The following is a 26,454-nucleotide window of genomic DNA, read 5'->3' on the forward strand; positions in this document are numbered from 1 at the left end:
TTTTTTCGGTTAGGCGTCTTGGTTGTTCAGTTCCAGGCAAATGGCTTTTTCCAGTGCGCCGTTGGCCTCGATGTCGGTAAGTGGTGATCCCTCGGCGTCGGTAATGTGAAAAATATCTTCGACTCGTTCGCCGAGTGTCGAAATTTTTGCATTGTGCAGGCGCAGATCGTGGGAAATAAAAATACGCGCGATGCGGGCCAGCAAGCCGGGTCTGTCGGCACTGGTAATTTCCAGGGTGCTGTAATGATCGCCGGGCTCAGTGGAGAGATGAGCCTGGCTCTTCAATTCAAACATTTTAAGGCGGCGGGGCGTACGTCGCTGAATGATCTTTGAGTAGTCCTCAACCAGGGCCAACTCCTGCTGTAGAGTGTCGCGAATCTGCGCTAGGCGCTGGGGTTCGTCCAGTAGCGGTTGGCCCGCTTCATCCAGCACGTAAAAAGTATCCAGCGTATAACCAGAGGCAGAATTGTACAGGCGCGCATCGTGAACGTTCAGGTTGAGCATATCCAGCCCGGTAACCGCTGCGGCAAATACGTTGGCTCTATCAGGCGTGTAGACAAAAACCTGGGTAGCGCCATCGTGCTCGCCGGGCCCCGAGTTTCGCGTTAAAACCAGGGTGTCTTTTTGGCTGGTGTCGGGGCTGCTGTGCAGTTCGTGGATGGCTGAAGTGTGCCAGGTGATATTGTCAGCGGTCTCGCGAACAAAATAGTCATCCCCCATTTGTGCCCAGATATTTTCCACCGAAGCTTGCGGAAGTCCCATAGCGTCCAGTTTTTCCATTGCCTGGCAGCGGGTTTCCTCGATGATTTCTTCCCGGTCGATGGGGTTTTCCAGGCCTCGGCGCAGGGCGTGCCGGGTGGCCTGGTAGAGCTGGCGCATCAAACTGGCCCGCCAGCTGTTCCAGAGCTCCGGGTTGGTGGCATTGATATCTGCGACAGTGAGGGCGTACAGGTAGTCCAGGTGTTCGCGGTCACCCATCTCGCGGGCGAATGCGTGCACGACTTCGGGATCACTGATGTCCTGCTTCTGAGAAACCTGGCTCATCAATAGATGCTTTTCTACAAGCCAGCAAACCAGACGCCGGTCGCGGGCGGGCAGGTGGTGGCGCTGGCAGAATTCCGCTGCATCCACAACGCCCAGTTTGGAGTGGTCGCCACCGCGCCCTTTGGCGATATCGTGGTAGAGGCCGGCGATATACAGCAGTTCCGGTTGGCGCATGCGCTCGAGAATGTCCGCTGCAATCGGGAATTTTTCCCGCGCCTCGGGGCTCCGGAAGCTGCGCATATTGCGCACAACTTGCAAGGTGTGGGCATCCACGGTGTAGATATGGAATAAGTCGTGCTGCATTTGCCCGGTTACCTGCCCAAATTCTGGTAGGTATCGCCCGAGAATGCGGTAGCGGGTCATTCGGGATAGCTGTGTCGACAAGCCCCGGGGTGAGCGAAGCAGCTGCATAAACAACTGGGTATTTTTCGGATCTGCGCGGAACTGGTCGTCGATCAGGTGTCGGTGCTCGCGAATCAGGCGGATGGTGGAGGCACGTACCCCACTAATATCCGGGTTGTTGGCCATCAGCACGAAGATCTCGAGCAGGGCCGAGGGCTCCTGGTTAAATACCTGGGGGTGGGTAACCTCAATATTGCCGTCGCGCAGCTGGAATCGCTCATTTAGCGGAATGACCAGCTGGCTGCCTTTGCGCTGAAGGATGGCTTCGCCGAGATATTGGAGAAGTACATCGTTCAATTCCTGCAGTGCCATCACGATGCGGTAGTAGTTGTGCATAAACTGCTCAACGGCGAGCTGGGTGTCGCTATCTACATAACCGAATTGCTTCGCCAGTTCTCTTTGGTAGTCAAACAATAGTCGCTCTTCCGCGCGGCCGGCGAGCAGGTGCAAGCCGTAGCGCACACGCCAGAGGAAGGTTTCCCCGGACTGTAATATGGCGAACTCTTCCTCGGTAAAAAATGCCTTTCCCTGCAGTTGCTTCAGGGTGCGCACCTGGAAAAAATATTTGGCAACCCAGGCAATTGTCTGGATATCCCGCAGGCCCCCGGGAGAGTTCTTAATATTGGGCTCGAGAATATATTCAGCAGCCTGCTGATTGCTGTGCCGCTTTTTCTGTTCGGCGAGCTTGGCCTTGAAGAATTCTTCGGTGGGCCAGAGCCTTTTGTGTTCCATTTGTGCAGTTAGTTGCTCGCCAACAGTGCTGTCGCCGACAACTGTGCGAGATTCGGTGAGGTTGGTGGCCACGGTGATGTCCTTCGCGGCCAACTCCAGGCACTCCTCGATGTTTCGTACAGAGTGGCCGATATCCAAGCCCAGGTCCCATAAAAAGGCTACCAGGCGCTCTATGTTGTCGATGGTATCCGGGGTTGGGTGATCGCTGGAGAGGATGAGTAAATCGATATCGGAGTGGGGGTGCAGCTCTCCGCGCCCGTATCCGCCCACAGCGAGAAGCCCGATACCGTCTCTCCACTCGAACTGGTGCCAGGCGTAATGCAGAAGGCAGTCAACAAACAGGGCGCGCTCGTGTACCAGTGTGACAACGTCCTCTCCTTCGCGAAAGCGCTCTGCCATTTGCCGTTCGGCTGCGCCGACAGCATCTTTGAATATCTCCAGAGTGGGTTTGTCACCGGAGCTTAAATCCCTGCGAAAACGAGACTGATCAAAGAAAAACAGGGGGCGTTCAAAGTAGGGAGGGCTGACTGGCTGCATGGGAAGTCCGTTTTGCTCTTGGGCTGCCGCAGGTGGGGGCGGCTTGGGTTCGGTTTGCGGAGATTCGCTACTGTGGTGCCGCGAGTATTGCAATTATTCCTCGCGGCACTGTCAGTACGGCTTTAGAAGTTCTCCTCGCTACGTGCTGTGAGTACTTCTACCCCGTCGCTAGTCACTGCCATGGTGTGTTCCCATTGGGCGGAGAGACGGCGGTCCTTGGTTACCGCAGTCCAGCCATCTCCCAGCACGCGCGTGGCCGCTTTGCCTGCGTTAATCATGGGTTCAATGGTGAAGGTCATGCCCTCTTTGAGCACTTCACCAGTTCCCGGCTGACCGTAGTGAAGAATTTGTGGGTCTTCATGGAAGACGTCGCCGATGCCGTGTCCGCAGAAGTCGCGTACCACTGAGTAATAGTTTTTCTCAGCGTGCTGCTGGATGACGTGGCCAATATCGCCGAGGGTAGTGCCGGGGCGGACAATTTCGATGGCCTTGTACATGCACTCCTGGGTGATTTGTACCAGGCGTTCAGCGTGGGCGGCGGGCTTGCCGGCAAAGAACATCTTGCTGGTGTCACCGTACCAGCCATCTTTGATAACGGTCACATCGATATTAATGATGTCGCCCTTCTTGAGAATTTTGCTCTCGGAGGGGATACCGTGACACACCACTTCGTTGACGGAAGTGCATATAGATTTTGGGAAGCCGCGATAACCGAGGCAGGCCGGGATCGCTTTCTGTACCTTCACGATGTGTTCGTGGCAGCGTCGATCCAGTTCTTCGGTAGTGACTCCTGGAACGACATACTCGCCAATCATTTCCAGCACCTCTGCGGCGAGGCGGCCTGCGGTGCGCATCTTGGCGATTTGTTCTGGGGTCTTAATGGCTGAGGTCATGCGTATCCTTTGTTTCTGGGTTGGGGCGGGTAGCGCCCAAGAGGCGGGCTATTGTAGCGGATTGCTGGCTGTAGGACACATTTTGCCGCTATTGGCGCAAGCGTGGCCCAGGCGTCCCGCCAATAGTATTGAGGCGTGATCATTTGCGCGAAATCGGTGCCAATTCTTCACTATGGGGTGCACTTGTGGTATAAAGCGCGCCGCCTGGGGATACTCCCTGGGCGAGTAAAAGCCGCACACGCATCGACACATGTGTCTGGGTGCCCTGAAAGGGGTTGACGCATGGGATACGTGGAGGACTAACCCGTATATATAGAGGTTTATTATGCCGCAAGTAAGTATGCGCGATATGCTGCAGGCTGGTGTTCACTTTGGTCACCAGACCCGCTACTGGAACCCGAAGATGGGTCAATTCATCTTTGGTGCCCGCAACAAGATTCACATCATCAACCTTGAGCACACTGTACCGGCTTTCAACGAAGCCCTGCAGATCATCAAGGGCATGACTGCTCAAAAGAAAAAGATTATGTTTGTTGGCACCAAGCGTGCTGCACAGAAGTCTATCAAAGAGCAGGCAGAGCGTTGTGGCCAGCCTTACGTCAGCAACCGCTGGCTGGGTGGTATGCTCACCAACTACAAAACCATCCGCGCTTCCATCAAGCGTTTCCGTGAGCTGGAAGCCCAGTCTCAGGACGGTACTTTCGAGAAGCTGACCAAGAAAGAAGCTCTGATGCGTACCCGTGCCATGGATAAGCTTGAGCGCTCCATCGGTGGTATCAAGGATATGGGTGGCCTGCCTGACGCGATCTTCGTAATCGACGTTGAGCACGAGCGCATTGCTATCCAGGAAGCTAACAAGCTGGGTATCCCCGTAATCGGTGTTGTCGACACCAACAGCGATCCCGCTGGTGTTGATTACGTGATCCCCGGTAACGACGACGCTATCCGCGCAATCAAGCTGTACACCACAGCTGTAGCCGACGCAGTACTTGCTGGCGCTGCAGAAGCTGGTAACACCGTTGCGAAGGACGAGTACGTCGAAGCTAACGATGACGAAGCCGCTGCAGAGTAATTTGCAGGGCTAAGTGGTGTAACACAGTCGTTTTACACTACGAACTCAAAAAGGGGCCCGAATTACGGCCCCTTTTTTCTAATTTTTAGTGACAGAACCCCGAGGATTGAATCATGGCGATTACCGCGTCTATGGTAAAAGAACTGCGCGAGCGTACCGGCCTGCCGATGATGGAGTGTAAGAAAGCTCTGACGGCTGCTGATGGCGACATCGAAAAGGCGATTGAAGACCTGCGCAAAGCCTCCGGCCTGAAGGCCGCTAAGAAAGCTGGCCGCACCGCTGCTGACGGCGTTGTTGCCGCTAAAGTTGCAGAAGACGGCAGCTACGGCGTACTGGTTGAAGTGAACTCCGAGACTGACTTCGTTGCTCGCGATGAAAACTTCCAGGCGTTTGTTGCCAAGGTTGTGGAGAAGGCATTTGCCGATCGCCAGCAAGACGTAGCTGCCCTGATGGAAGGCGAGCTGGAAACTGCTCGTGAAGCACTGGTTCAGAAAATCGGTGAGAACATCGGCGTGCGTCGTATCGAGCTGGTTGAAGCCCCAGTTGTAGGTGCTTACGTTCACTCCAACAACCGCATCGCTGCCCTGGTAGCTCTGAGCGGTGGAGAGATCGAGCTGGCCAAAGATGTTGCCATGCACGTGACTGCGGTTAACCCGCAGGTGAACAAGCCGGAAGATATGCCTGCTGACGTCCTGGAAAAAGAAAAGGACATCATCAAGGCTCAGCCGGATATGGAAGGCAAGCCGGCTGAAATCGTAGAGAAAATGATGGGTGGCCGCATCAAGAAGTTCCTGAAAGAGAACAGCTTGGTAGAGCAGCCTTTTGTTAAGAACCCGGACGTAAGCATTGGCAAACTGGTTAAAGATGCCGGTGCCGATGTGGTTTCCTTTGTTCGCTACGAAGTGGGTGAAGGTATCGAGAAGGAAGAGGTGGATTTCGCAGCGGAAGTTGCGGCCCAGGTTAAGTCCTCTTCTTAATCGCATATTATTGGGTGCCCTCGGGCGCTCAATCGCAGTGGGGTGCTTCCGCTGGGGTTTCTTACCCACAGTGGAGCACCCCTCTGTGTAAATGACTGAAATTGTTGTAATGTTCAGCGGCAAGGCCTGGCCACTAACAGGTACATTGAAGGGGACTAACGAATGCCCGGTATTAAAGACCGCAAGTATAAGAGAATTTTGTTAAAGCTCAGCGGCGAAGAGCTGATGGGTGATCAGGGTTTCGGTATCAGTCCCAAGGTGCTGGACAAAATGGCCCTGGAGATTGGGCAGCTGGTCGGTATTGGGGTCCAGGTGGGTTTGGTTGTTGGCGGCGGCAACCTGTTCCGTGGGGCTGCGTTGAGCGCTGCAGGTCTCGACCGTGTGACCGGTGATCACATGGGAATGCTGGCCACGGTAATGAACGCCCTGGCACTGCGCGATGCCCTGGAAAGATCTGACATCTCCTCGAGAGTGATGTCTTCGATTCAAATGAGCGGTATTGTCGATCACTACGATCGCCGTGCGGCTATTCGCTACCTGGAGCGTGGCGAAGTTCTGATTTTTGCTGCCGGTACCGGCAACCCTTTCTTTACCACTGATTCTGCAGCTTGTCTGCGCGGTATCGAAATTGAAGCCGAATTGGTTTTGAAGGCGACCAAGGTCGATGGCGTCTACTCTGCTGATCCCAAACTCGACCCGACAGCAACTCGCTATGACCAGTTGACTTACGATGAGGTTCTCGACAAGAAGCTCGGCGTGATGGATTTGACCGCTATCTGCCTGTGTCGCGAACACAATATGCCTGTACGTGTATTCCGCATGGATAAAAGCGGAGCGCTGTTAAATATTGTGGTTGGCGGCGTGGAAGGCACCTTAATTGAAGAGGAAGTGAAATCGTGATTGAAGATATAAAAACAGACGCGAAAGCTCGTATGGGTAAGGCACTTGATGCCCTGGCTGGAAATTTCAACAAGATTCGCACCGGCCGTGCACACCCGAGTATTCTCGATGGCATCCACGTCTCCTATTACGGTTCTGATACTCCGTTATCTCAGGTTGCCAATGTTACTGTTGAGGATGCGCGCACTCTTTCCGTAACTCCCTGGGAGAAAAACCTGGTCCCGGATATCGAAAAGGCCATTATGAAGTCCGATTTGGGCCTCAACCCCAGCACAGCTGGTGCGGTTATCCGTATTCCAATGCCTATGCTGACCGAAGAGACCCGCAAGAACTTCACTCGCCAGGCAAAAAGTGAGGCAGAGACGGCGCGGGTTTCCATTCGCAATATTCGTCGCGATGCGCTGGCGGACGTGAAGTCACTGGTCAAGGACAAGGAAATTTCTGAGGACGATGAGCGTCGCGCAAGTGACGACATTCAGAAAATTACCGATCAGTTTGTCGCTGATGTGGACAAAGCACTGGCAGCGAAAGAAAAAGATCTGATGGAAATTTAATGAGCATCGGTGGTACCGAGCTACATGCTCCCGGCCCACGTCACATCGCCATTATTATGGATGGCAATGGGCGCTGGGCTGCCCGAAAGGGCCTTTCCCCTTCAGCCGGCCACAAGGCCGGTGTCGAGCGTATCCGCGACCTGCTTTCAGCTTGTAAAGCTCGCGGCGTTAAAGCGCTTACTCTGTTCGCCTTCTCCAGCGAGAACTGGCAGCGCCCTCCGAAGGAGGTCGAGCTGTTGATGAGCCTGTTTAATTCCTATTTGCGCAAAGAGGCCCGGCGGATGCGGGAGGAGGGGGTTCGCCTGAGAGTTATTGGTCGACGGGACCGATTTTCTCCTCGCTTGCAGCGCGCTATAGCCGAAGCGGAAGATATCACCCGCGAAGGGACTGAGGGCGACCTGATAATTGCTGCTGATTACGGCGGGCGCTGGGATATAGCTCAGGCGGCCCGTAGATTGGCTCAAGAGGTTGCCGATGGTACGCGCTCCCCAGAGTCGATTACTGAGGATGTACTTGGTAAGTACGTACGGCTTCAAGAACTGCCACCGGTAGACCTTTTGATCCGCTCCAGCGGTGAGCAGCGTATTAGCAACTTTATCCTCTGGCAGGCCGCTTACAGTGAATTCTATTTTACTGATACGCTTTGGCCCGACTTTGACGAAGCCGAACTGGATAAGGCTATCGCAGAATATGAGTTACGTGATCGCCGCTTCGGCGGTCGCGCGGAGGGGGATGACGCGATCGCTCAGGCGTGATCCGGGCAAGTCTGCGGCGCTAGGCTTGCGATACAAATTGGTTGGAAATCTTTGCCGACACGCTCTTGATCTGTACAGAGTATCCAGACAGAGTGGTCAAGTTACTAACAAAGGGGTTTGCGGTGCTAAAACAAAGAATAATTACTGCTTTGGTGCTATTGGCACTGTTCATGGGGGTATTGTTTTTACTTCCAATGCAGTGGTTTTCACTGATATTTGTGGCGGTTATCTTGCTGGCGGGCTGGGAGTGGGCCAACCTCTCGAATTTGAATCGAGCCTTGCGCGTCGTTTTTTTGGCCGCACTGGGGTTAACCCTAATGGTCACGGCTCAATACGTCTTTTCAATGAATTTTGATGATCCAGATATCGATCGTGGCCGCCAGATTCTGGCTGTAGCCTGTGGTTGGTGGGCGCTCGCTTTCTTGTGGGTGCAAAGCTACCCGTCCAGTGCTGCTCTGTGGGGCAACCGATGGGTACGAGGCCTGATAGGCCTTGTTGTGTTAGTTCCAACCTGGTTGTCACTGGTAGTTTTGCGAGGCTTGGATCACGGAGCCTGGCTGGTTCTTTATGTGGTGGCGATCGTTGCAGCGGCGGATGTCGGTGCTTATTTTGTAGGCCGCAAGTTTGGTAAGCGGAAGTTGGCTAGAGAAGTTAGTCCGGGCAAGTCCTGGGAGGGCTTTTTCGGTGGCTTGGGTGCTTGCTTGATTTTGGCTCTCGTAACTTCCTACCTATTTGAGCTTCCACTGAAAAATACTGTCTTGTTCACTTTTGGTGTCTTGGTTACTGCACTGGCGTCAGTTATTGGGGACCTGGTGGAGAGCATGTTTAAGAGGCACAGAGGGATTAAGGACAGTAGTCATATGTTACCGGGGCACGGTGGCATCCTCGATCGGATAGATAGCCTTTCCGCGGCTCTTCCAGTGTTTACGATGGCCGCACTAGCGAGCGAGCTGCCGAAATACCTGTAGAGGCGTTTCCGCTCCAGTTTTGTGTTTTATTCGCTAGCGCCCAGCTTAATGCTGGGCGTGCAATTGTTTGGTGGCAGCAATATTGCTATCAGAGGTACGAAAAGGGCCTATGCAAGTAATTCCCCCGCAACAAATTACCGTTCTCGGCTCCACTGGTTCGATCGGCGTGAGCACTCTGGATGTGTTGGCGCGACACCCGGAAAAATATTCTGTTTTTGCCCTTACCGCCCGTGAAAGGGTTGCCGATCTTGCTCAGCAGTGTCGGCGGTTTAAGCCTCAATATGCTGTTGTTGTCGATGAGGCGCGAGCTGAAGAGTTGCGAGTACTGCTTGGCGATGAAGTGGATACGGAAGTCCTAAGTGGGGTGGAGGGTTTGTGTCGTGTTGCCTCCGATACTCTGGTCGATACAGTCATGGCGGCGATCGTAGGAGCTGCGGGATTGCGCCCAACCTTGGCGGCAGTAGATGCGGGCAAGAAAGTGTTACTGGCGAACAAGGAAGCGCTTGTTATGGCGGGCCCAATATTTCAGAGGGCCTTGAATAAGAGTGGCGCGCAACTGTTGCCGATTGATAGTGAGCACAATGCAATCTTTCAATGTTTGCCATTCCCCTGTGAGGATCTCGAAGCTGCGGGCGTGGAAAAAATACTGCTTACGGGTTCGGGCGGGCCATTTCGCACACGGGCTGCGAATGAGTTGGGGGCGGTGACGCCGGATGAAGCTTGTGCACACCCCAATTGGTCGATGGGCCGGAAGATCTCTGTTGACTCCGCCACAATGATGAATAAAGGGCTCGAGTTTATAGAAGCGTGCTATTTGTTTAATGCGCGCCCTGAGCAGATTGAGATAGTCGTGCACCCCCAGAGTATTATTCACTCGATGGTACAGTACCGGGATGGCTCTTTACTGGCGCAGATGGGTAATCCGGATATGCGCACGCCTATTGCCCATGCCCTGGCTTTTCCCCAGCGCATTGATGCAGGGGTGCCAGCTTTGGATCTGATTGCGCAAGGCAGGCTGGATTTTGAGGCCCCGGATTTTAATCGTTTTCCTTGTCTGCGTTTGGCGCGAGAGGCTGTTAATGAGGGAAAAAGTGCTCCAACAGTCTTAAATGCAGCGAATGAAATTGCAGTAGAAGCCTTCCTGGAGGGGCGTTTAGCATTTACTGATATTGCATTGGTGATAGAAAAAGTGATGAATAGGGCTCCCGTTGTTGAACTGTCGGGACTCGAGGCAGTCGAAGCCATTGATTTCAATGCGCGAGAACTGGCCAAGCAGGCGCTTGCCGCCCTCTAAACACATTGCCCGGCGTATAATGGCCGCTAAATTGCGTATGACAAGAAGTTGTAGCTGAGTATGGATCTAATTCAGACGGTAATCTGGGCCTTGGTGGCTCTCGGTGTACTGGTATCTTTCCACGAGTTTGGGCACTTTCTTGTAGCACGTCTGTGTGGTGTTAAGGTGCTGCGCTTTTCTGTGGGGTTCGGCCGCCGGTTGATCTCCCGCTATGATCGCCACGGTACCGAATTCACTATTTCCGCTATCCCCCTCGGTGGTTACGTAAAAATGCTCGATGAGCGCGAGGGGCCTGTAGCGGCTGAAGAGCTGGATCAGGCGTTTAACCGCAAGAGCGTATGGGCGAGGATGGCGATTGCCGCTGCCGGCCCTGCCGCTAACTTTCTTTTGGCGGTAGTCTTTTTCTGGGCTGTGTTCCTCGGTGGAACAGCGGGCCCGGTTCCTATTGTGAAATCCGTTGAGCCCGGGAGTATTGCTGCGTCGGCAGGCCTTGAGTCCGGGCAGGAAATTGTTGCTGTTGATGGTGAGGCTACCCCCACTTGGCAGGCCCTCAATTGGCGCCTGGCAAACCGCCTGGGTGATAGTGGCACCATAGAATTCTCTGTGCGCTATTCGGATTCCAACCTCGAATACCATATGGTGGCGGATATCAATCGCTGGCTTGCCGGCCGTGAAGTTCCCGATCCGCTCGGGGAGATTGGACTGCAGCTCTGGACTCCACCGGTGAGTATGACTCTTCATAATGTAGTGGAGGGGAGTCCGGCAGCCTCAGCTGGACTCAAGGCTGGAGACAAGATTGTCTCGACCGATGGCCGTGACTTTTCATCTTTTCAAAGCTGGACCGATTATGTGAGAGCCCGCGCTGGTGTTCCAATGGATATCACTGTCGAGCGTGGAGGCGAACCGCTGACGGTGTCCGTAACACCGGCGGAGATCAAGCTGGACAGCGGTGAAACCATAGGGCAGGTCGGAGTGCAGCCGGTATCAGAGACTTGGCCCGATGATCGAGTACGGATTTACCACTATGGGGTGGGCGGCGCTTTAGTAAAGGGCTTGCAGGAGACCTGGGATAAAACAGTCTTTACCCTGAATAGCTTGAAGAAACTATTATTTGGTCAACTTTCGACCAAAAACTTGAGTGGCCCCATTACCATTGCTAAAGTGGCGGGTACTTCCGCGGAAGCGGGATGGCAGTCTTTCCTGTCATTGCTGGCGTTGCTCAGTATTAGTCTTGGTGTACTCAATCTGTTGCCTATCCCGGTACTCGATGGTGGTCACCTCCTTTACTACGGTATTGAGGCGATCAAGGGGTCCCCTGTGTCAGAGAGGGTGCAGGTGATTGGTTTACAGGTGGGCATGGCCCTGGTGCTCTGCATTATGGGGTTGGCTCTGTACAACGATATTTTACGTTTGTAGTGCCCTGGATTGGCTTTTTTCCGGGCTGATAATGTGAGTGAGATTTTTATACGTGTGAGACGTTTTGTCTTGGCACGATTGTGTTGTGAGTAAAAGCGACTCGGAAGCGGTATGAAGTATTTGCTGAAAGCGATCTTTCTGGGCCTGGTGCTGCCTCTCAGCGCTTTGGCACAGTCGTTCGTTCTCAGCGATATCCGAGTAGACGGGTTACAGCGGGTTTCTGCAGGTACAGTTTTTTCAGCGCTTCCGATTCGGGTAGGCGACGAAGTTGAGCCTGGCGAGATTCAGGATGCAACCCGAGTATTGTTTCGCACTGGTTTTTTTGAAGATATTCAGATTGGCCACGAAAACAGCGTTCTTGTTATTACCGTGAGAGAACGACCGGCTATATCAAAGATAGATATATCCGGGAACAAGGCGATTGCCACTGAGGATCTACTGAAGGCGATGAAGGAATACGGTCTCGCCGAAGGCCAGATCCTAAAGCGTTCGACCCTCAGGGGGTTGACCCAGGAGTTTGAACGCCAGTACGTGGCGCAGGGTCGATATGGCGCCAGTGTTAAAGCGGAGCTCAAGGAGCTGCCACGCAACCAGGTTGAACTACGGGTTGCTGTCGATGAAGGGGCTGTTGCTGCGATAAAACATATTAATATCGTAGGAAATCGAGCCTTTTCTGATAAAGAGCTGGAAGAGATTTTTGAGCTTAAAACTACTGGCTGGCTCTCTTGGTTGCGCAGCGATGATAAGTATTCTAGTGAGAAACTCACTGGTGATTTGGAGCGCTTAAAGTCCTATTACCTGGATCGTGGATATCTTGGTTTCCAGATTGATTCGGCTCAGGTATCTCTAGGGCCGGACAAGAAGAGTGTATTCATTACTATTAACGTGGTTGAGGGTGGTGTTTACACGGTTAGTGAGGTGGAAATTGCTGGAAACCCGATAGTAGCGGAGGAGGAAATCAACCGCCTGCTATTGGTGCGAGAAGGTCAGCGGTTTTCCCAAGCGAGGGTGACGACCACTTCAGACTATATTGCTAAACGCTTGGGCAACAAAGGTTACGCTTTTGCCGAAGTGAATGGTGTTCCTGAGGCCAATGAAGACGAGAGTACAGTAAAAATTACCTTCTTTATTGATCCGGGAAAGCGCACTTATGTGCGACGTATTAGTTTTCGCGGGAACACTCGCACCGCAGATGAAGTCTTGCGGCGTGAACTGCGCCAGATGGAGTCAGCTTTGGCTTCCTCTGCGCGTATAGAGCAATCCAAAGTGCGTCTTGAGCGCCTTGGATACTTGAAGGTAGTGAAAGTTGAAACAACTAAGGTGTCCGGCACCTCAGACCGGCCCGATGTTGATTACATGGTAGAGGGGCAACCCTCTGATTCTGGGGGAGCGGGGCGCTAGTTGGCGCTGTAACTCCTGGATTGCGAATAAAAACACCTGGAATTAGTAGATGAAACATTTCCTGAAAGCGGCTTCTCTTAGTCTGGCACTGCCTCTCAGTGCTTTAGCACAGTCATTTGTAGTTGATGACATCCGTGTGGAAGGGCTGCAGCGCGTCTCTGCCGGTACCGTATTCTCAGCTCTCCCTGTGCGAGTGGGGGATGAGGTGGAGACTCTGGAAATTCAGAGTGCCACTCGGGCGCTGTTTCGCACTGGTTACTTTGAGGATATTCAAATTGGCCAGGAGAATGGTGTCCTGGTTATCACTGTGCGCGAGCGACCTGCAATTTCCAAGATTGAAATTACGGGTAACAAGGCGATTGCAACAGAAGACTTGTTGAAAGGCATGCAGGAGAATGGCCTTTCAGAGGGGCAGATCTTCAAGCGCGCAACCCTTGAGGGGTTGGCTCAGGAGCTGCAGCGTCAATATGTTGGCCAGGGACGCTATGACGCCAGTGTTAAAACTGAAGTAAAAGAGTTGCCGCGCAACCAGGTTGAGCTTCGCGTAATTGTTGATGAAGGCTCAGTAGCCGCAATTAAGCACATCAATATTGTCGGCAATAAAGCGTTCTCCGATGAAGAGCTTGGAGAGATTTTTGAGCTGCAAACCACCGGCTGGTTGTCGTGGTTGCGCAGTGATGACAAGTATTCCCGCGAAAAATTGACCGGCGACCTGGAGCGTCTCGAATCCTACTACCTGGATCGTGGGTACCTGGATTTTAAAATTGACTCCACCCAGGTATCCCTGAGTCCCGATAAAGAGAGTGTATTTATCACCGTCAATGTATATGAAGGCGATGTTTACACCATTAGTGAAGTGGACCTGGCGGGTGATCCTGTAGTCCCAGAGGAAGAAGTTAAGCGCTTGCTGCTGGTACGGGAAGGGCAGACCTTCTCCCAGGTTCGGATGACAACAACCTCGGATTATATTACCAAGCGCCTGGGGAATGAGGGTTATACCTTTGCTGAGGTTAATGGTATCCCTGAGCCGAATAAAGAAGAGAAAACGGTAAAAATTACCTTCTTTATCAACCCCGGCAAGCGGGCTTACGTTCGTCGAATTAACTTCCGAGGTAATACTCGCACCACAGATGAGGTTTTGCGCCGCGAGATGCGTCAGATGGAGTCAGCTTCTGCTTCCTCTGCCCGTATAGAGCAGTCTAAAGTCCGCCTTGAACGCCTGGGCTACTTCAAAGAAGTTGAGGTGGAAACCTCAGAAGTACCGGGTACATCCGATCAGATTGATGTTGAATACACGGTTGAAGAGCAGCCTTCAGGGTCGATCGGCGGCACAATTGGTTGGGCCCAGAGCAGTGGCTTGGTACTGGGAGCCAATATCCAGGAAAATAACTGGTTAGGTACGGGTAAATCCGTAGGTATTGGGATGAATGCCTCCACCTACCAGACTTCTGTGAACTTCTCTTACCTTGACCCTTACTTCACACCGGATGGTGTGAGTCGCGGTTTTAATGTCTTCTACACAGAGAATGATTACTCCGAAGTTAACCTTTCTGACTACAACACCACGACTTATGGTGGTGGTGTTAGTTTTGGTTACCCGATGTCGGAAATATCTCGTGTCGGCCTTAATGTGAGCTTTAACCACCTCGAGCTATCTACGGGCTCAGGTACTGTCCAGGAGATTGCATCAAGCCCAAGCCTTCTTGATGGTGTCGCCCGGAAGGGAATTACAGAAGATAACTATGATTTGATTCTGGAAGCTCTTGCAGAAGATGAGACCCTCGATCTTGCGATGGATATTGACGATAGTCAGTTTAATACTACTTCTGATGGATTTATCGATCGCTACGGAGACTCGTTTGACAATGTTGCCTTAACAGCATCTTACGCCCGCTCCACCTTGAACAGAGGAGTTTTAGCAACTCGAGGGGCCTCACAGAATCTCTCTTTGGAATTTACCGTTCCCGGCAGTGACCTCGAATATTACAAGTTGGTTTATACCGGGCAGTACTTTCGACCATTAACTAAGAGCCTTACCTTGCGCTTGCGTACCCGATTGGGCTATGGCGATGGATTTGGTGATCTTGATGAGCTGCCTTTCTTTAAGAACTTTTATGCAGGTGGTTTTGGCTCCGTACGCGGATTTGAGCGTAATACTCTAGGCCCTCGTTCTACGCCTTATGAATACTATTCGGCTCTTGGTTGTGCCACTGAGGATGGGGAGATTACAGAGTATTGTTATTTTGTCGACGATGATGGTGATTTGGTAGTTAACTCCTATGATGACGCTGATCCATTTGGTGGAAATATCCTGATTGAAGGCAGCGCAGAAGTTATTTTCCCACTTCCATTTGTCAAGGATCAGCGATCACTTCAAACCGCTTTCTTTGTTGACGCGGGTAACGTTTTCGATACCAGTTGTGGAGATACCCAAATCAACTGTTACGATGTGGACTTTGGTAAGATGAATGTCTCCGCGGGGATTGGCCTGACCTGGATTACCGGTTTTGGTCCGCTGACATTTAGCTTGGCAAAAGCCCTTAAGAAAAATGAAGATGACGATGTGGAAGTATTCCAGTTCACTCTGGGTAACAGCTTCTAAATTTGTCAGATAAAATGAATTAGGCGTATATCAGCGCAATTAAAATAAAATCTATTGGAGAGACCGACGTGCTTAAGAATGTAAAAATTGTTGCAGTATTACTTGCAGGTATGACCTTGTCCGGCGCAGCGCTGGCGCAAACCAAGGTTGCGGTACTTAACCTACAAGCTGCGATCATGAGCACAGATGCAGCGAAAACCAAGGTTAACTCCTTGAAGACCAGCTCTGAATATTCGAAGCTGCAGAGCAGTGCCGAGTCAATTCGTTCTGAACTGCAAAAAATGGCTGAAGATGCCAAGAAAAACAGTGTGACCTGGTCCGATGAGCAAAAGACTGAGTACCAGCGCAAAATGAATTTCCAGCGCTCAGATTTTGAGACAACGGTGAAAAAATTGCGTGCAATGGAAGCTCAAGTGGGTCAAGAGATCCAGGCTTCTATGGGACCAAAGGCCAGGGATGCCCTGGACGCACTGATTAAAGAGCAGAAGCTTGACGTAGTGCTGGATTCCAATACTGCCTACTATGTAAGTCCCAGCGTCGACCTGACAGAGGCTGTTGTTAAGCGTATGAACGCAGCCAAGTAAGTCGATAGTCTTCTATGAAAGATAGCTTTTCTCTTGCCCAGTTGGCGCAAGAGCTGGGGGCCGACTTGCGGTTGGCGCCCGGTTCAGATTCCAATCAAAAAGTTCAGGGTTTAAATACACTGCAGGATGCCGGTGCAGAGCACTTGGCTTTCCTTGCAAGCCCTAATTATCGACGCTTTCTGAAAACGACCAAAGCTGCCGCAGTGCTGGTATCGGAAGAGTTTGTTGAAGAGTGCCCGGTAACGGCTTTATGTGTTGCGGACCCCTACCTGGCCTTTGCTCGAGCAACAGCCCTGTTTGATACAACTCCTGAAGCACCTATTGGTATTCACCCCTCTGCAGTAGTTCACCCCACGGCAGAGATTGGTGCTGGTGCCAGTGTGGGGCCCGGCTCTGTGGTCGAGGCCTACGCAAAATTGGAGCCTGGAGCGATTGTTGGTGCTAACTGCTATGTTGGCGAGGGCAGTTTAGTCGGTGCAGGAACACGCCTGTATGCCGGCGTTGTTTTTCATCATAACTGCTCTATCGGTGCACACGGTATTATTCACAGCCAGACGGTTATTGGAGCCGATGGCTTCGGGTTTGCGCCTAATAAAGGCAGCTGGGTGAAAATTCACCAGCTTGGTGGAGTGCAAATTGGCGAAGATGTGGAAATTGGAGCCAATACCTGTATAGACCGTGGAGCTTTGGGTGATACGGTGATTGGGCGAGGAGTCAAGATCGACAATCTGGTCCAAATCGCGCACAATGTGAAGATTGGTGACTACACGGCCATAGCCGGGTGTGCCGTAATTGCCGGTAGTGCTGAGATAGGGAAGCATTGTCTTCTCGGTGGCTGTAGCCGTATTAACGGGCACATAACGATTGCAGATGGCAGTCAGGTGTCGGGTAACACGTTTGTTACTAAGTCGATAAAGGATACTGGTAGCTACTCTGGAGCGCTATCCTTTGCCGATAGTTCTACCTGGCGTCGTAATGCTGTGCGTTTTGGTCAGTTGGATCAAATGGCGCGCAGATTGAAAGATTTGGAAAAACAGGTTCAGGCACTGTCCCAAAAGAGTGGGACAGACGATTGAACTTTAGTTATTAATTAATTTGGCTTTGTTGTTTTCGGGGCGTTTTACGCCCCGAAGTGGTTTCTGGGGGCATTTGGAATGATGGATGTACGTGAAATTCGCGAGTATCTGCCGCACCGTTATCCTTTTTTGTTGGTGGATCGTGTAGTAGAACTCGAAGAAGGGAAGTATATAAAAGGCTATAAAAACATTTCTGGAAATGAAGAAGTTTTTAATGGCCACTTTCCGGAAATGCCTATTTTCCCGGGAGTGATGATTGTTGAAGCCCTGGCTCAGGTCTCGGGAATCCTCGGCTTTAAAACGTTTGGCAAAAAACCGGAAGATGGATATCTGTATCTGTTCGGTGGGGTTGATAAGGCGCGCTTTAAGCGTCAGGTGATCCCAGGTGATCGCCTTGAGCTCGAGTCTGAAGCGGTATCTGTTCGCAGAAATATCTGGAAATTCGCTTGTAAAGCCAGTGTTGATGGCGAGCTGGCAGCTTCTGTTGATATCCTATGTGCCGTCAAAAAGGTTCAGTAATTCTGTAAAGCTCGCTGGAGAGTTAGATTCAGGATTTTCCGGGTAGCCTTTGTTTTTAAGGGTACAGGTTACCCAGTACGATTAATGCCGAGGAGTAGATCCCAGAATGCAGACAAGTATCCACCCTACAGCTATTGTCGACTCTACGGCAGTAATTGGTTCCGGGGTGAGTATTGGTGCTTACACCATTGTTGGAGCCGGCGTAGAGATAGGTGATGGCTGTGATATTGCCTCTCATGTGGTGCTTAGTGGGCCGACCAAACTGGGGAAGAACAACCGAATCTACCAGTTTGCTTCCGTAGGGCAGGATACCCCGGACAAAAAGTATCGTGGTGAAGAGACGACACTCGTTATTGGCGACAATAACGTGATTCGCGAGGGGGTTACGATCCACCGTGGTACCGTTCAGGACCGAGGTGAGACCACTATTGGTGACGAAAACCTGATCATGGCCTATGCCCATATTGGCCACGATAGTGTTGTTGGTAATCACACTATTATGGTGAATAACTGTGGTTTGGCCGGTCATGTTGTTGTTAAGGACTGGGCGATTCTGAGTGGTTATAGTTTGGTTCACCAGAACTGTACTGTGGGAGAGCATGCTTTCCTGGGAATGGGCGCTGCTATCGGTAAAGACGTCCCTGCTTATGTTATGGTTGCCGGAAACCCTGCCGAAGCAAAGACCATTAACTCAGAAGGGCTGCGCAGACGGGGCTTTTCTAGAGAAGATATTGCCCTGATCAATAAAGCTTACAAGACCGTTTATCGTCGCGGTCTTACTATGCAAGAGGCGCTGCAGGCCTTGATGGAGTTGCGCGAACAATCTCCAGTTATTCAGCCGTGGATAGAGTCTTTGCAGTCTTCTGCTCGCGGCATTGTTCGGTAATTCACTTCTCTTTGGAGCTGTTTCGTGCGGCTCCGATTGCACTTTATGCAACTCCCATTTAATTCCAACGTAAACAGCTCCCCAAGAGGAGGGATTTAGGCGTGTCAGAAAAAAATAAGCCGATACGAATTGGTATCGTTGTCGGTGAGGCGTCAGGAGATATCCTCGGTTCTGGTTTGATGGCCGCATTAAAAACTCGGCTTCCCAATGTAGAGTTTGAGGGGATTGCCGGGCCGCGCATGCAGGAACTGGGTGCTAAAAGTTTATTTCCTATGGAGCGGCTATCGGTAATGGGGCTGGTAGAGCCATTGAAGCGCCTTCCGGAACTGTTGAAAATCCGCAGATCTCTCCGTCGCCACTTTACTGATAACCCTCCCGATCTATTTATTGGTATAGATTCCCCGGACTTTACATTGACTCTTGAGGCTGCACTCAAGGCTGAGGGTATCCCCACCGTCCATTATGTCAGTCCTTCGGTTTGGGCCTGGCGGCAGGGTCGAATTAAAAAGATTGCGCGGGCTGTCGACCACATGTTGACCCTGCTTCCATTTGAAGCGAATTTCTACCGAGATAACCAAGTACCGGTGACCTTTGTTGGTCACCCTTTGGCTGATGAAATTCCCCTGCAAGTGGATGTCGCCGGCGAACGCAAAGCATTGGGCTTTGAGAAAGACGACCGGGTAATTGCCCTTTTGCCAGGCAGTCGTGGAGGTGAGGTTCGCATGCTGGGGCCGTTGTTTCTGCAGACGGCCCGATGGTGCCACCAGCGTCACTCGGATATTAAATTTGTTATTCCCGCTGCCAACAAGCAGCGTATGGAGGAGATTCAAGAGCAGCTTAAAGATTACCCTGAACTCCCTATCACTTTACTTGAGGGGCAATCGAGACGGGCCGTTTCTGCGGCAGACTGTGTGCTCATTGCATCGGGTACAGCAACCCTTGAAACGATGTTGCTTAAAAAGCCCATGGTCGTTACCTACAAGCTGGGCAGATTGACGTCTATGATCGTCTCGCGGATGCTGCATACCCCATGGGTTTCGCTACCAAATTTACTTGCCCAAAAAGAACTGGTACCGGAAATTTTGCAGAATGATGCTATTCCGGAGAATCTTGGTGCGGCGGTGATGCAGTACTTTGAAGATCCGCTTCTTGGGGATCATTTAGAGCGCGAGTTTTTCGAAATGCATCAACAGTTGAGACGCAATGCTTCTGAGCGGGCTGCCGATGCCGTGGTGGGGCTACTGGAAGCTAAGCCTGAATCTGCCGAGTAGTTAGTTATGAGTAGTAAAACAGAATTGCCCCCCTATGTTTGCCCTTTCAAGGGTGATTTGATTGCAGGTGTCGATGAGGTTGGGCGCGGCCCCTTAGCTGGTGATGTAGTTGCCGCAGCTGTGATTCTTGATCCTAACAAGCCAATTGCCGGGCTTGCCGACTCCAAAAAGCTGACTGAAAAAAAGCGCGAGCGGTTGTTTGATGAGATTTGTGAGCGAGCGCTCAGTTACTCCATAGCTCGTGCAACAGTTGAGGAAATTGACCAGCTAAATATTTTGCAGGCAAGTTTACTGGCGATGCATCGTGCAGTTGCGCAGCTATCCGTGCAGCCCGAATTTGTGTTGGTGGATGGCAATAAAAAACCGAACTGGGATTACCCTTGCGATACCGTTGTAAAGGGCGATGGTCGTGTCGCTGCAATTGGGGCGGCATCTATTTTGGCTAAGGTGACCCGTGATAGGGAAATGGTGGTGCTGGACTCAGAATATCCCGGTTACGGCCTTGCAGGTCATAAAGGGTATCCCACCAAGGCGCATATGGAAGCTTTACAGTTGCAGGGTCCCACTCCAATACACCGCACCAGCTTTGCACCGGTAAGGCGCTTGCTAGAAGAGGTTGAGAGATAAACGGTTGTAGCGCTATTTATCGATTCGCTTGATTCTGGCCCGGGTAATCATCTTGTCTGAGACCTCCTCAATTTCCACCAGGTAATTGAGGATGTACAGGCTGATATTGCCGTCGGGGATGCTCTCCAGGTGTTCCATTGCCAGGCCGTTAAAAGTTTTTGGCCCGTCAGTGGGCAGCTCCCAGCCCAGGGTACGATTAATATCGCGAATAGAAGTGCCGCCCTCGATCATGTACCAGCCATCTTCTATGGCGACTATCTCCTCGTCATCGCTGGGTACTGGACTTGCGGTGAAGTCGCCGACAATTTCCTCCAGCAGATCTTCCAGGGTAACGATACCCATTACCTCTCCGTACTCATCAACTACCAGCCCCATGCGGCGCTTGGTTTTCTGGAAGTTCATCAGCAGTGTGGGGAGTGGTGTTGCCTCGGGTACGAAGTAAGGCTCATCGGTGAAGGAGTTGAGTCGCTCTGCCGTTAAATTTTCCGGTCCGTCCCGCAGTATTTGCGCCGCTTTTCGCAGGTGAAGTATGCCTACTACTCGATTGATGTCACCGCGATATACGGGGAGGCGAGTGTAGGAGCTTTCCGCTAGCTGCTGCAGGATCTCTTCGGCGCTATTTTCCAGGTCAACGCCCATGACTTCATTGCGCGGAATCATGATGTCTTCAACGGTTGCCTGGTCCAGGTCCAGCACGTTGAGCAACATGCCTTTGTGCTTGCTGGGAAGCAGGGCGCCTGATTCGAATACAACGGTTCGGAGTTCTTCGGGGGCCAAGTGTTCCGCTTCGCTATTCGCTTTTGTTTCGACTCCCAGCATACGCGCCAGGCCGTTGGATATGCCACCAATCAACAGCACCAGGGGAGTGAGCAACCACTGCAGCGGGCGCAAAATAAATGAGGCGGGGAAAGCAATTTTTTCCGGGTGTAGAGCGGCAATAGTCTTTGGTGTGACCTCAGCAAAAATCAGTAGGGCAAGAGTTAAGACTATGGTGGTGAGTATTTCTCCGTAAATTTGCGCGAATACCGAGCCGGCGATTACGGATACAAGAACGTTAACGAGATTGTTGCCGATTAGAATTGAGCCGATCAGCTTGTCCGGGCGTGCGAGTAGCTCGGTGGCGCGCTTTGCCCCGCGGTGCCCGCTTTTGGCTTGGTGCCGCAGACGATAGCGGTTAAGCGCCATCATGCTGGTTTCGGAGCTGGAGAAGAAGGCGGATATCAGTATCAATAGGGCCAGCAAACCGAATAGCAGGCCCGTGGGCATCTCGTTCAAGGGAGAACTCTTTTTATTTCCAAGCGGAGATATTGGAACATATTGCCGACCTCCGCAAGCTTTGCAGTCGTATATTCGATTACCCGCGCTGGAGAATGACTTCCATAACCAGCTTACTACCAAAATAGGCAAGTAGTAGGGCGGCGAAAGCGCTTAAGGTCCAACGCACAGCGGTATTGCCTCTCCAGCCCAACCTCCAGTGTCCCCATAGGAGTATGGTGTAGAGAACCCAGGCGACCATAGAGAGGATGGTTTTGTGTATTGGCCCCTCTTCAAACAAATTGCCAACAAAGACGAAACCGGTCAGCAGGGAGGCGGTGAGCAGTAGTTGCCCGAAAGTGATCAGGCCAAACAGCAGTGACTCCATGCTCTGCAATGGTGGCAGAAGACGGGTGGCGCCTACCGGCCTGTGGTTGTGCAGTTGCTGGTTAAGGTAATAGAGATAGATCGCCTGAAGGGTAGCCAGGGTCAGCAGCGAATAGGCAGAAATAGACAGTAGAGCATGTACCGCAATGCCGGCAGAGATCTGTTGATGTGGCGTTACGGTGCCCCAAATATGGGATGCAGCAAATTCAGTGGCGGCTCCCACTGGTGCGAAAATAAGAATAAGTAGAGTAAGTGGCCGGCCAACGGCCAGGATCAATAATAGAAAGTTAACTACCCAGGAAATCAGCGAGAGCATTGCCAGCAGGTCGAAGCGATAGCCTTCGGGTGAAAAGAGAACGTGTCCCAGGGATATTCCGTGGGTGACAAGTGCACCCGCCAAAAGGCTGAGAAGCAGTTTGGAATTCGGCTGTTGTTTTTGGGCCAGAGCCGCACCTGCAACTATGGTTGTGGCCAGGTAGAGAGCGATAGCTGTCCAGTGGGCGAAAGCCGCCATGGGTAAATCCGTGTCTTCATTATTGCGTTAGGGCAGGAGTGTGTCATAGCCAGTTGAAACAAGGAAGACTTGCGATATTTCGGCTGTGGCGAGACCTGGGCTATACTGCCGCGCCTCAGAGAGGGAGTTGCAGTTTGCTCCCCCCTAATTTCGCGCCCCTCCGCACTGGGGTTGAGTCCGTAAACGGAGAGATCGAGACGAATTTATGTTCGATAACCTGAGTGACCGCTTATCGGCGGCCTTAAAGAAAGTTACCGGTAAAGCGCGCCTTACGGATGACAATATCCGCGATACTTTGCGCGAAGTGCGCAAGGCGCTGTTGGAGGCGGATGTCGCTCTGCCAGTGGTTAAGGCGTTTGTTCAGCAAGTGCGCACCGCTGCGGTAGGACAGAAGGTTAGCAAGGCTCTCAACCCGGGTCAGCAGTTCGTCAAGATTGTTCAGGATGAGCTGGTTAAGGTGATGGGTGCGGCTGCAGAGCCTCTCAACCTCGCCGTACAACCTCCGGCGGTAATCCTGATGGCGGGCCTCCAGGGCGCTGGTAAAACCACCAGTGTGGCCAAGCTGGCCAAATACCTGCAGGAGCGTGAAAAGAAAAAAGTCATGGTGGTGAGTGCGGACGTCTACCGCCCCGCCGCTATTAAACAGCTGGAGACCCTGGCCGGTGAAGTGGGGGCACAGTTTTACCCCTCTACAGCTGAGCAGAAACCGCTGGATATTGCCAAGGGTGCTGTGGACGCTGCCCGCAAACAATTTGCCGATGTGCTGATTGTGGATACTGCTGGTCGACTGCATGTGGACTCCGAGTTGATGGATGAAATCCGTGAGCTGCACAGCGAGTTGGACCCGGCGGAAACCCTGTTCGTGATCGACGCAATGATCGGTCAGGATGCGGTAAATACCGCAAGTGCCTTTAATGATGCGCTGCCGCTGACCGGTGTGATTCTCACCAAGGCCGATGGCGATGCCCGTGGTGGTGCCGCTCTCTCCGTGCGTCACGTCACCGGTAAGCCAATCAAGTTTATCGGTGTTGGTGAAAAGACCGACGCTCTGGAAACCTTCCACCCGGATCGTATCGCCTCCCGTATCCTGGGTATGGGTGACATTCTGTCTCTGATTGAAGAAGCAGAGCAGAAGATTGATAAAGAGAAAGCCGAAAAGCTGGTTAAGAAGGTCCAGAAGGGTAAAGGCTTTGACCTGGAAGACCTGCGCGATCAGTTGCAGCAAATGCAAAATATGGGTGGCTTTGGCTCCCTGTTGGAGAAAATGCCCGGCATGGGCGGTGTAGCGCAGGCTGCACAACAGGCCGATATGGGCAAAGAATTTAAGCGTATGGACGCATTGATTTCCTCCATGACGCCGGCCGAACGCCGCAATCCTGACCTTCTTAACGGTTCGCGCAAGCGCCGCATCGTTGCCGGTTCCGGCACCCAGCTACAGGACTTGAATCGCCTGCTCAAGCAGCACAAGCAGATGGGCAAGATGATGAAGAAGCTCAAAGGCGGGGGCATGGGTAAAATGATGCGCGGCCTCGGCGGCCTGCCCGGTATGGGCGGTGGTATGCCTGGCGGTATGGGCGGTATGCCCGGAGGCCTGCCACCGGGCCTCAAAAAGAAGTAGAGAACCGCGGTTCTCCGGGCGGCTTGGCGACCCTATACAAATCTGGGGTGGTACATTAGAATACGCCGCCTTTCTGCCGGCCCTGCTGCCGGTAAAAAGTTGTTGTGGTGACTGCTTAGTGCGGTTGCCTAGTGTTGAACCTATAGGAAAGTTACATGGTAACCATTCGTTTGGCCCGTGGTGGTGCTAAAAAGCGCCCATTTTATCATCTGACCGTTACCGACAGCCGCAAATCTCGCGACGGTCGTTTTATTGAGCGTGTTGGTTTCTTCAACCCGGTTGCCCGTGGTCAGGAAGAGCGTCTGCGTGTTGATCGCGAGCGTGTTGATTTCTGGCTGGGTCGTGGCGCACAGGTTTCCGACCGCGTCGGCAAGCTTCTGAAAGAATCTGCTTAATTTGCGCGTAAGTGGTGCTCCTGTGACAGATAACGGAAAACCTTCCGAAGAGTTGGTCACGGTTGGGCGCGTTACTACCGTTTATGGTGTGCGCGGCTGGGTCAAGGTTCACTCCTATACCGAGCCGATGGACAACATCCTGCAGTTCCCTAATTGGCGCTTGCAGGGGCCGAAAGGTTGGGAAGCTCTCGAAATTGACGCTGGTAAGCGTCACGGCAAGGGCTTGATTGTGCATGTGAAAGGCATTGATGACCGCGATTTGGCGGCTCGACTTTGCCAGCGCGATATTGCTGTAGCTCGTGAACTGATGCCTGAGCTTGAGCATGGTGAGTATTACTGGCACCAGCTCGAAGGGTTAAAGGTTGTCAGCCATTTCGATGGCGAAGATCACGACTTTGGTACCGTCGCTCGCATGATGGAAACTGGCGCCAACGATGTAATGGTGGTGCGCGGTGGAGCGGATAAGCGCGAGCGCTTGATTCCCTATCTACCTGATCAGTTTATTACCAATATTGACCTGGAAGTCGGTGTAATAACCGTCGACTGGGACCCGGCTTTTTAAGGCGTAGGAGCGATGACAAAACGAATCGCTCTGGTAAGCATTTTTCCGGAGATGTTTGCCGCATTGACCGAGTATGGCGTCAGTGGACGGGCTGTGAAAGATGGCCTTTTAGAAGTTCGCTGTTGGAATCCTCGGGACTTTACCAGTGACAGGCACCGGACTGTGGACGATCGCCCTTACGGCGGCGGACCGGGAATGGTGATGTTAGCTGAGCCCCTTTACCAGGCTCTCGAGGCTGCTCGAGCTTGGGCTGGTGAAGACGGTGAATCTGTACGCAGTATCTACATGTCTCCCCAGGGTCGACAGCTCGATCAGGGTGGAGTGGAGCAGCTGTCTGCAGCTGGCAACCTGGTGTTGTTGGCGGGGCGCTACGAAGGTGTGGATGAGCGTATCGTCGAATCTATGATCGACGAGGAGTGGTCCATTGGTGACTATGTCCTCAGCGGTGGCGAACTGGCTGCTATGGTGATGGTGGATGCTATTACCCGCTTGATTCCCGGCGCACTTGGACACAACCAGTCGGCGGTTGAGGACTCTTTCTCCTCTGGCCTGCTGGACTGCCCACACTACACCCGACCGGAACAATATCGGGGAGTAGCGGTACCGGAAGTTTTGCTTTCTGGCAACCATGAAAAAATACGCCGCTGGCGCCTGAAACAGGCATTGGCGCGCACGCAACAGCGACGCCCGGACTTATTGCAAGGGTTGGAGCTGAGCGATGAGCAGAAGTTGTTGTTGGATGAGATCCAGCGGGAACAGAAGCTCGAAGAAAATTGAGGCCGAATTCGCCGGGAGGCGCGAGTAGTTCGGTGAACTAGCTGAGAAGCTACACAATCTGTATTTGGGAGCGATCCAAATGACTAACAAAATTATCCAGCAGCTGGAGCAGGAACAGCTGAAGAGCGAAGTACCTCCCTTCGCACCGGGCGACACTGTAATCGTTCAGGTAAAAGTAAAAGAGGGCAACCGTGAGCGTCTGCAGGCGTTCGAAGGCGTGGTTATCGGTAAGCGCAACCGTGGTCTGAACTCCTCCTTCACCGTGCGTAAAATTTCCCACGGTGTTGGCGTTGAGCGTACTTTCCAGACTCACAGCCCGATGGTTGACAGCCTCAAGGTTAAGCGTCGCGGTGACGTGCGTCAGGCCAAGCTGTACTACCTCCGCAGCCTGACTGGTAAAGCTGCACGTATCAAAGAGAAGCTCAACTAAGCTCTCC

Annotated in this window: 24 protein-coding genes and 1 pseudogene; 21 read left to right on the plus strand and 4 right to left on the minus strand. The window is 52.4% G+C overall.

Annotated features, from left to right (window positions below; all coding sequences use genetic code 11):
* Nucleotides 1–9 precede the first annotated feature (9 nt).
* Nucleotides 10–2,715, minus strand: coding sequence for a [protein-PII] uridylyltransferase (locus ACJJIS_RS05460; protein ID WP_475710334.1), 2,706 nt, complete (start codon nucleotides 2,713–2,715; stop codon nucleotides 10–12).
* Nucleotides 2,716–2,837: 122 nt separating this feature from the next.
* Nucleotides 2,838–3,608 (minus strand): type I methionyl aminopeptidase, encoded by a 771-nt coding sequence (gene map, locus ACJJIS_RS05465; protein WP_282933678.1) that lies wholly within the window; start codon nucleotides 3,606–3,608, stop codon nucleotides 2,838–2,840.
* Nucleotides 3,609–3,933: 325 nt separating this feature from the next.
* On the opposite strand from map, the gene rpsB reads away from it, so the two are divergent.
* From rpsB to rnhB, 16 genes and pseudogenes are all read left to right on the plus strand, one after another.
* A complete protein-coding gene (gene rpsB / locus ACJJIS_RS05470) occupies nucleotides 3,934–4,680 on the plus strand; it encodes a 30S ribosomal protein S2 (protein ID WP_282933677.1) in 747 nt (248 codons plus the stop codon).
* 113 nt (nucleotides 4,681–4,793) lie between these two features.
* On the plus strand, nucleotides 4,794–5,657 hold the full coding sequence (gene tsf, locus ACJJIS_RS05475) for a translation elongation factor Ts (RefSeq protein ID WP_282933676.1): 864 nt from the start codon (nucleotides 4,794–4,796) through the stop codon (nucleotides 5,655–5,657).
* A gap of 162 nt (nucleotides 5,658–5,819) precedes the next feature.
* On the plus strand, nucleotides 5,820–6,557 hold the full coding sequence (gene pyrH / locus ACJJIS_RS05480) for a UMP kinase (RefSeq protein WP_282933675.1): 738 nt from the start codon (nucleotides 5,820–5,822) through the stop codon (nucleotides 6,555–6,557).
* A complete protein-coding gene (gene frr / locus ACJJIS_RS05485; RefSeq protein WP_282933674.1) occupies nucleotides 6,554–7,111 on the plus strand; it encodes a ribosome recycling factor in 558 nt (185 codons plus the stop codon). The genes pyrH and frr overlap by 4 nt, the downstream gene beginning before the upstream one ends.
* Nucleotides 7,111–7,866, plus strand: a complete 756-nt coding sequence (gene uppS / locus ACJJIS_RS05490; protein ID WP_475709655.1) for a polyprenyl diphosphate synthase — start codon at nucleotides 7,111–7,113, stop codon at nucleotides 7,864–7,866. The genes frr and uppS overlap by 1 nt, the downstream gene beginning before the upstream one ends.
* 122 nt (nucleotides 7,867–7,988) lie before the next feature.
* Nucleotides 7,989–8,834 (plus strand): phosphatidate cytidylyltransferase, encoded by an 846-nt coding sequence (locus tag ACJJIS_RS05495; protein WP_475709656.1) that lies wholly within the window; start codon nucleotides 7,989–7,991, stop codon nucleotides 8,832–8,834.
* A 109-nt stretch (nucleotides 8,835–8,943) separates the two neighbouring features.
* Nucleotides 8,944–10,128, plus strand: coding sequence for a 1-deoxy-D-xylulose-5-phosphate reductoisomerase (gene ispC / locus ACJJIS_RS05500; protein WP_444958334.1), 1,185 nt, complete (start codon nucleotides 8,944–8,946; stop codon nucleotides 10,126–10,128).
* Between the two features lie 60 nt (nucleotides 10,129–10,188).
* Complete coding sequence (gene rseP, locus ACJJIS_RS05505) at nucleotides 10,189–11,544, plus strand: RIP metalloprotease RseP (RefSeq protein WP_475709657.1); 1,356 nt, start codon at nucleotides 10,189–10,191, stop codon at nucleotides 11,542–11,544.
* A 111-nt stretch (nucleotides 11,545–11,655) separates the two neighbouring features.
* Nucleotides 11,656–12,933, plus strand: a pseudogene (gene bamA / locus ACJJIS_RS05510) (outer membrane protein assembly factor BamA); the annotation flags it as partial.
* A gap of 61 nt (nucleotides 12,934–12,994) precedes the next feature.
* Entirely contained in the window at nucleotides 12,995–15,547 is a 2,553-nt protein-coding gene (gene bamA / locus ACJJIS_RS05515; RefSeq protein ID WP_475709658.1) for an outer membrane protein assembly factor BamA, read from the plus strand.
* 68 nt (nucleotides 15,548–15,615) lie between these two features.
* Nucleotides 15,616–16,131 (plus strand): OmpH/Skp family outer membrane protein, encoded by a 516-nt coding sequence (locus tag ACJJIS_RS05520; protein ID WP_413662813.1) that lies wholly within the window; start codon nucleotides 15,616–15,618, stop codon nucleotides 16,129–16,131.
* 14 nt (nucleotides 16,132–16,145) lie between these two features.
* Nucleotides 16,146–17,207 carry a UDP-3-O-(3-hydroxymyristoyl)glucosamine N-acyltransferase gene (gene lpxD, locus ACJJIS_RS05525; protein ID WP_475709659.1) on the plus strand — a complete coding sequence of 354 codons (1,062 nt, stop codon included), beginning with the start codon at nucleotides 16,146–16,148 and terminating at the stop codon, nucleotides 17,205–17,207.
* 78 nt (nucleotides 17,208–17,285) lie between these two features.
* Complete coding sequence (fabZ, locus tag ACJJIS_RS05530; protein WP_108734005.1) at nucleotides 17,286–17,726, plus strand: 3-hydroxyacyl-ACP dehydratase FabZ; 441 nt, start codon at nucleotides 17,286–17,288, stop codon at nucleotides 17,724–17,726.
* A gap of 106 nt (nucleotides 17,727–17,832) precedes the next feature.
* Nucleotides 17,833–18,612: an acyl-ACP--UDP-N-acetylglucosamine O-acyltransferase gene (lpxA, locus tag ACJJIS_RS05535; RefSeq protein ID WP_475709660.1), complete on the plus strand. Its 780-nt coding sequence runs from the start codon at nucleotides 17,833–17,835 to the stop codon at nucleotides 18,610–18,612.
* A gap of 101 nt (nucleotides 18,613–18,713) precedes the next feature.
* Nucleotides 18,714–19,883 (plus strand): lipid-A-disaccharide synthase, encoded by a 1,170-nt coding sequence (gene lpxB / locus ACJJIS_RS05540; protein ID WP_475709661.1) that lies wholly within the window; start codon nucleotides 18,714–18,716, stop codon nucleotides 19,881–19,883.
* A 6-nt stretch (nucleotides 19,884–19,889) separates the two neighbouring features.
* Complete coding sequence (gene rnhB, locus ACJJIS_RS05545) at nucleotides 19,890–20,510, plus strand: ribonuclease HII (RefSeq protein WP_475709662.1); 621 nt, start codon at nucleotides 19,890–19,892, stop codon at nucleotides 20,508–20,510.
* Between the two features lie 12 nt (nucleotides 20,511–20,522).
* Here rnhB and ACJJIS_RS05550 read toward each other — a convergent pair whose 3' ends face one another.
* Entirely contained in the window at nucleotides 20,523–21,785 is a 1,263-nt protein-coding gene (locus ACJJIS_RS05550) for an HlyC/CorC family transporter (RefSeq protein WP_413662809.1), read from the minus strand.
* Nucleotides 21,786–21,864: 79 nt separating this feature from the next.
* A complete protein-coding gene (locus ACJJIS_RS05555; RefSeq protein WP_413662808.1) occupies nucleotides 21,865–22,665 on the minus strand; it encodes a cytochrome C assembly family protein in 801 nt (266 codons plus the stop codon).
* Nucleotides 22,666–22,870: 205 nt separating this feature from the next.
* Between ACJJIS_RS05555 and ffh the strand changes: the two genes are divergently transcribed.
* The 5 genes from ffh to rplS all read left to right on the plus strand — a co-directional run bounded on the left by ffh (nucleotide 22,871) and on the right by rplS (nucleotide 26,447).
* On the plus strand, nucleotides 22,871–24,283 hold the full coding sequence (gene ffh, locus ACJJIS_RS05560; RefSeq protein ID WP_444893186.1) for a signal recognition particle protein: 1,413 nt from the start codon (nucleotides 22,871–22,873) through the stop codon (nucleotides 24,281–24,283).
* A gap of 155 nt (nucleotides 24,284–24,438) precedes the next feature.
* On the plus strand, nucleotides 24,439–24,678 hold the full coding sequence (gene rpsP, locus ACJJIS_RS05565) for a 30S ribosomal protein S16 (RefSeq protein WP_108733998.1): 240 nt from the start codon (nucleotides 24,439–24,441) through the stop codon (nucleotides 24,676–24,678).
* Between the two features lie 22 nt (nucleotides 24,679–24,700).
* A complete protein-coding gene (gene rimM, locus ACJJIS_RS05570; RefSeq protein WP_108735295.1) occupies nucleotides 24,701–25,240 on the plus strand; it encodes a ribosome maturation factor RimM in 540 nt (179 codons plus the stop codon).
* Nucleotides 25,241–25,252: 12 nt separating this feature from the next.
* Nucleotides 25,253–26,017, plus strand: a complete 765-nt coding sequence (gene trmD, locus ACJJIS_RS05575) for a tRNA (guanosine(37)-N1)-methyltransferase TrmD (RefSeq protein WP_475709663.1) — start codon at nucleotides 25,253–25,255, stop codon at nucleotides 26,015–26,017.
* Nucleotides 26,018–26,090: 73 nt separating this feature from the next.
* The gene (rplS, locus tag ACJJIS_RS05580; protein ID WP_282934563.1) at nucleotides 26,091–26,447 is read left to right on the plus strand and encodes a 50S ribosomal protein L19; all 357 of its coding nucleotides are present in this window, start codon (nucleotides 26,091–26,093) and stop codon (nucleotides 26,445–26,447) included.
* The last annotated feature ends 7 nt before the right edge of the window (nucleotides 26,448–26,454 follow it).

Source organism: Microbulbifer maximicatervae (SeqCode) (assembly GCF_056231245.1).

Coding starts and splice junctions, on each gene's coding strand:
- ACJJIS_RS05460 (WP_475710334.1), bottom strand. CDS start 2,715: ATGCAGCCAGTCAGCCCTCCCTACTTTGAACGCCCCCTGTTTTTCTTT.
- map (WP_282933678.1), bottom strand. CDS start 3,608: ATGACCTCAGCCATTAAGACCCCAGAACAAATCGCCAAGATGCGCACC.
- rpsB (WP_282933677.1), top strand. CDS start 3,934: ATGCCGCAAGTAAGTATGCGCGATATGCTGCAGGCTGGTGTTCACTTT.
- tsf (WP_282933676.1), top strand. CDS start 4,794: ATGGCGATTACCGCGTCTATGGTAAAAGAACTGCGCGAGCGTACCGGC.
- pyrH (WP_282933675.1), top strand. CDS start 5,820: ATGCCCGGTATTAAAGACCGCAAGTATAAGAGAATTTTGTTAAAGCTC.
- uppS (WP_475709655.1), top strand. CDS start 7,111: ATGAGCATCGGTGGTACCGAGCTACATGCTCCCGGCCCACGTCACATC.
- ispC (WP_444958334.1), top strand. CDS start 8,944: ATGCAAGTAATTCCCCCGCAACAAATTACCGTTCTCGGCTCCACTGGT.
- rseP (WP_475709657.1), top strand. CDS start 10,189: ATGGATCTAATTCAGACGGTAATCTGGGCCTTGGTGGCTCTCGGTGTA.
- bamA (WP_475709658.1), top strand. CDS start 12,995: ATGAAACATTTCCTGAAAGCGGCTTCTCTTAGTCTGGCACTGCCTCTC.
- lpxD (WP_475709659.1), top strand. CDS start 16,146: ATGAAAGATAGCTTTTCTCTTGCCCAGTTGGCGCAAGAGCTGGGGGCC.
- fabZ (WP_108734005.1), top strand. CDS start 17,286: ATGATGGATGTACGTGAAATTCGCGAGTATCTGCCGCACCGTTATCCT.
- lpxA (WP_475709660.1), top strand. CDS start 17,833: ATGCAGACAAGTATCCACCCTACAGCTATTGTCGACTCTACGGCAGTA.
- rnhB (WP_475709662.1), top strand. CDS start 19,890: ATGAGTAGTAAAACAGAATTGCCCCCCTATGTTTGCCCTTTCAAGGGT.
- ACJJIS_RS05555 (WP_413662808.1), bottom strand. CDS start 22,665: ATGGCGGCTTTCGCCCACTGGACAGCTATCGCTCTCTACCTGGCCACA.
- ffh (WP_444893186.1), top strand. CDS start 22,871: ATGTTCGATAACCTGAGTGACCGCTTATCGGCGGCCTTAAAGAAAGTT.
- rpsP (WP_108733998.1), top strand. CDS start 24,439: ATGGTAACCATTCGTTTGGCCCGTGGTGGTGCTAAAAAGCGCCCATTT.
- trmD (WP_475709663.1), top strand. CDS start 25,253: ATGACAAAACGAATCGCTCTGGTAAGCATTTTTCCGGAGATGTTTGCC.